General features: G+C 71.0%; 6 protein-coding genes and 1 tRNA gene. 2 read left to right on the top strand and 5 right to left on the bottom strand.

Annotation, left to right across the window (positions count from 1 at the left end; translation table 11 throughout):
* Window positions 1–199: 199 nt before the first annotated feature.
* Both ADK86_RS14305 and ADK86_RS44460 read left to right on the top strand, forming a co-directional pair.
* Window positions 200–272: transfer RNA gene (locus ADK86_RS14305), tRNA-Arg, on the top strand.
* Between the two features lie 69 nt (window positions 273–341).
* Window positions 342–677 (top strand): deoxyxylulose-5-phosphate synthase, encoded by a 336-nt coding sequence (locus tag ADK86_RS44460; protein ID WP_078952038.1) that lies wholly within the window; start codon window positions 342–344, stop codon window positions 675–677.
* Window positions 678–718: 41 nt separating this feature from the next.
* Here the strand turns inward: ADK86_RS44460 and ADK86_RS14300 are convergent, their stop codons facing one another.
* The 5 genes from ADK86_RS14300 to ADK86_RS14280 all read right to left on the bottom strand — a co-directional run bounded on the left by ADK86_RS14300 (window position 719) and on the right by ADK86_RS14280 (window position 3,669).
* Window positions 719–1,474, bottom strand: coding sequence for a hypothetical protein (locus tag ADK86_RS14300; protein WP_159393856.1), 756 nt, complete (start codon window positions 1,472–1,474; stop codon window positions 719–721).
* Complete coding sequence (locus tag ADK86_RS14295) at window positions 1,464–2,183, bottom strand: RNA polymerase sigma factor (protein ID WP_078952037.1); 720 nt, start codon at window positions 2,181–2,183, stop codon at window positions 1,464–1,466. Before ADK86_RS14295 ends, ADK86_RS14300 begins: the two co-directional genes overlap by 11 nt.
* Complete coding sequence (locus ADK86_RS14290; RefSeq protein ID WP_053696944.1) at window positions 2,183–2,512, bottom strand: hypothetical protein; 330 nt, start codon at window positions 2,510–2,512, stop codon at window positions 2,183–2,185. The genes ADK86_RS14295 and ADK86_RS14290 overlap by 1 nt, the downstream gene beginning before the upstream one ends.
* 201 nt (window positions 2,513–2,713) lie before the next feature.
* Window positions 2,714–2,998 carry a hypothetical protein gene (locus ADK86_RS14285; RefSeq protein WP_003979891.1) on the bottom strand — a complete coding sequence of 95 codons (285 nt, stop codon included), beginning with the start codon at window positions 2,996–2,998 and terminating at the stop codon, window positions 2,714–2,716.
* Window positions 2,999–3,123: 125 nt separating this feature from the next.
* Window positions 3,124–3,669, bottom strand: coding sequence for a DUF4232 domain-containing protein (locus ADK86_RS14280; RefSeq protein WP_053696943.1), 546 nt, complete (start codon window positions 3,667–3,669; stop codon window positions 3,124–3,126).
* Window positions 3,670–3,815 lie beyond the last annotated feature (146 nt).

The following is a 3,815-nucleotide window of genomic DNA, read 5'->3' as shown; positions in this document are numbered from 1 at the left end:
CCGAAAAACCCGGCGCAGGCCCCTTAGGGGGCCTGTGCACGGCGCCCCTGAATCACAGGCCGCCCACCCCCCCCCGGCCCCAGAAGGCCCCCCACGGCCTCCGGGGCCCGGCCCGCCCCCACCCCCCCCCCCACATCCGCCACCCTGTCCAAAGCTGCCCACCAGCAGCCCGTCCGCGCCCACGGGCGCCGACCACCCCGCCTCCGTAGCTCAGGGGATAGAGCACCGCTCTCCTAAAGCGGGTGTCGCAGGTTCGAATCCTGCCGGGGGCACAGAGGGAAGGGCCGATGCGGGAGGAAAATTCTCCCGCATCGGCCCTTCGGTGCGTCTACTCTCACCCCATGCCCCACGCGAAAACCTCCTACGTCTGCCTCCCCTGCCGGGCCTCCTACAAGCAGCCCCACCCCGGCCGCCACGACCACGCCCGAATCTGTCCCCAGTGCGCTGAGCCTCTGATCCACGTCGGGTCTGCTTTTGCGGCGCCCAAGAAGCGGGACGATGCAGGCTGGCGGGTGCTTTCCGTGTTGCTGAATGCTGGGGTTCGGTTTCACATGGGTTGTTGTACTGGGCCCGGATACCGGCCTCGGACGCTCGCGGAGGTGCGGGAGCGGATGGCTTATGCGCGGGCTAGTGGGGAGCCGTTTGCTCGGGTTTTGGTTCGGCGGGAGTTGGCTTAGTTGAGGGGCTGAGGTGATCAGCTTGCGGGCGCCGTTGGTTGTCAGCTGCGCTTCGATGTCGTGAGTTCCGCTATGTGTTCTGCGAAGCCGGCCGGGGGTAGAGGTAGGTCCAGGTCGGGGTTGTCGGTGAATTGGATGGCTTTGGAGACGTAGCCGAGTACGGCGGCGGCGGTGGTGCGGGGTGGGGGTGGGGCGAAGCCTCGGGCTGTTTCGAGGCTTACGGCCCAGGAGATGACCAGGTCGTAGGCGTCGGCCGAGGGGCGGGTGCGGGCGGGGCGGTCCGGGTCGGCGTGGGCGTGCCACCAGTGGGCCTCGCCGACCTCGGCGAGGGAGAGGTGGTGGAGGTAGAGGCAGTAGGCGGAGGAGGTGTCGCCGGCGCCGGCGGCGTACTGCCACCAGAAGCGGGCGGAGTCGTCGCGGCCGGCGAGTTGGAGGACGCAGGCCAGTACGCGTGCTCCGTCGGGTTCGAGGAGGCGTCCGCGGCCGATGAAGGCGGACATCTGGTGGAGGGCTTCAGGCTCCGCGACGACGAGGGCACAGAGGCGCTGGAGGTCCTGGGCAGCGTCGTGCATCCGGCGTTGTTCTGCGGGGTCGGCGGGTTCGCCGGTGGTGCGGTCGCGGCCCAGGGCGGCTTCTACGCGGGCCTGTATGGCGGCGTCGAAGGACAGGGCGCCGTGCAGGACGCGGTCGGCCGCGCGGGCACTCAACCGGGCCTCGGCAGCGGCCATCTCGCGTTCTGTATACGGGGGTGTGTCGAGGCGGGCCTTGGCCAGAAGGCGGTCGAGGTCAGTCGGCAAGGCGGGCATCGTCTTCCCCTTCCTCCAGGCCGAACGCCTGGCGCAGACGGCGGAGCGCGTAGCGGATGGTCGAGCGGACACCGGCCTCGGTGATGCCCATGAGGCGTGCCGTTTCCTTGGTGGCGTATCCGAGGGCGTACCGCAGCAGCATGACGTCCCGCTGGCGCTCGGGCAGCGAGGCGAGGGTCTGGTAGAGGGTGAGGGACTCCTCCAACTCGCTTATCGGGTCGAGGGCGTGGCGCAGGGAGAGGGTTTCGAAGGCGGCCACGTCGACGACGACCGGGCGGCGGCCGCGGGCCCTGGCGTGGTCGATGGTGCGGTTCTTCACCACGCGCCAGGCGTACGCCTCGGGGACCGGCTGCCGCAGGACGGTCTGCCAGGCGAGCATGAGCTGCTCGAAGGCCAGGTCAACGGCTTCCTCGGCGTCCGCACGTGACTCCAGGTGGAGTTCGGCGTACCGGATGTAGCCCGCGCGGTAGAGCTGGTGGAAGGCGCGGAAGTCGACGGGCAGGCCGATGTTGGCGAGGGTGTGGGTGCCGGGTGCGCCTGGTGTGCCGGGTGTGGCGGCCGCTCCCGGTGTACTGGGTGGGCGGAAAGGATACTTCTGGGAGCCGGTGGCGGATTGGGGCGTACGGGCGGGTGCCCTGTGTGATCCCCGGGCCTGGCCGGGACGTGGGTCGCGGTCGGCGCTCGGCTCGCGTTCGGACATCAGCGCTCGCCCTCCTGGAGGTCGTGATCGCGCTGGGGTCCGTACGAGGGGCTGCCGTACGGCGCGTTGTACGGGGAGCCGCCGTACGGAGTGTCGTAGTCGCGCGCCTGGTGGGCGGCGGCGGCACGCGTACGGGTACGGGTGCCCGTACGGAGGCGTTCGCGGGTGCCTGCGCCGGTACGTGTTCCCGTACCGGTACGGGTGAGTTCGGAGACGCCAGCCAGCACCTGGGCGGCGGCGAGGCGGCGCAGCAGCATCCGTATGTCGGCGCTGAACACGCGGACCGCGATGGCGGCCACGGCCCAGTCACGTACGAGATCAAGGTTCACGGAGCCCTCGGTCCCTCCGGTCGGGAATGGACGGTGCCTGCTCGTCCCGGCACCGGAGAGCCAGTACGAGCTCTCTGCCCGCAATAGCGTTCAGGAGTGCTCAAGCGTGCAAGGAAAGAAGGCAAAATCTTACGGAGTGCTACCAGCCAGTTACTCTTGTTCGAGGGATTGAGGGGGCTGCGGGTAAGTGGCGCCCCGGGGTCAGGACGAGCGGGTGCGGCCGCGGCGGGGGCGCTGGGAGCGCGGGGTGGAGCAGCGCGGGCACCAGTAGCCGTCGCCCTGGTAGTACGTCCAGCCCATGTCGGCGATACGTGGGGCGGCCGTTTTGGCGCTGTGCAGAAGGTGGCCGAAGAGGTCCGTCTCGATGTCCGGCGGCGGGTCGGCGACGACCAGGTCGAGGACGGCGCGCGCATCGCAGCCCATACGGTCGCACAGCAGGAAGAAACGCACGGGGCCCGGCGGCTCGCCGGCAGTCGTGAGGCTCATGCGCTCACTTTGGTCGATGACGGGGGGCGGGGGCGGGCGGTTCGGAGTAACCCGCCCCCGAGGACGGGTAGTTGGGCCGTCGGACGGCTGTTGGGGCGGTGGTCGGCCGTACGGAGCCGGGGTGATCAGCCGGCGGTCGGGCGCCACCAGGTCGTGGTCGGCGACCAGACGCGGATGCCGTGGGGCGCGCCCAGGGCCGCGGCGCCGAAGCGGCGGCCGTGGTGGGCGGGGTCGGCGGCGACGGTGATGTGGTCGACGGTACGGGTGGACGGGGACGGTCGGCCGGTGACCGTACGGACCGTCGCGTGCGCGGTGGCGCCCGGAGCGAGGCGGTACGGAGCACTCTCGGCGGGCGGGTCGGGCTGCGCGGCGCCGTCCAGGTCGCCGAAGGTCACGGTGGGGATGCGGTCGATGGCGCAGGGGGTGGTGGTGCGGTTGGTGGCGCTGATGCGCAGGACATCGGGATGCTGAGGAGTGAGGGCGGACGCGGTGATCTTCAGGGCGGATTCGGGGCAGGGGCGGGTGGCTGAAGTCGCGGGAGTGGTCGCTGAGGCAGTAGCGGTCGCGAGGGAGGTGAAGGTAACGAGGGCAGCGGCTGTGCTGGTGAAGAGGGCAGCCGTGCTGGTCACGGCCGGGCGGGGACGGAAGCGGGCAGGCCGGTGAAAGCGCATGGAGGTCTCCGTACGTCGAAGGTGCGGCGGTAGGGGCCGGTGGTTCGTCGGTAAGGGCCGGTGGTCCGGCGGTGGGGGCCGGTGGTGTGCGTCGGGGGCTGGGGCTCTGTGCCGGAGAGGTACGGGGCGCGGCGGGCGCCCGGGGG

The sequence above is a fragment of the Streptomyces sp. NRRL F-5755 genome (genome assembly GCF_001279365.1).
GTDB lineage: Bacteria > Actinomycetota > Actinomycetes > Streptomycetales > Streptomycetaceae > Streptomyces > Streptomyces rimosus.
The sequence above is the reverse complement of the archived record's forward strand: the minus strand, read 5'-3'. Positions and strand labels throughout refer to the sequence as shown.

What these genes read in the sequence shown, in the direction of transcription:
- ADK86_RS44460 (WP_078952038.1), top strand. Translation starts at nt 342, where the DNA reads ATGCCCCACGCGAAAACCTCCTACGTCTGCCTCCCCTGCCGGGCCTCC.
- ADK86_RS14295 (WP_078952037.1), bottom strand. Translation starts at nt 2,183, where the DNA reads ATGTCCGAACGCGAGCCGAGCGCCGACCGCGACCCACGTCCCGGCCAG.
- ADK86_RS14285 (WP_003979891.1), bottom strand. Translation starts at nt 2,998, where the DNA reads ATGAGCCTCACGACTGCCGGCGAGCCGCCGGGCCCCGTGCGTTTCTTC.
- ADK86_RS14280 (WP_053696943.1), bottom strand. Translation starts at nt 3,669, where the DNA reads ATGCGCTTTCACCGGCCTGCCCGCTTCCGTCCCCGCCCGGCCGTGACC.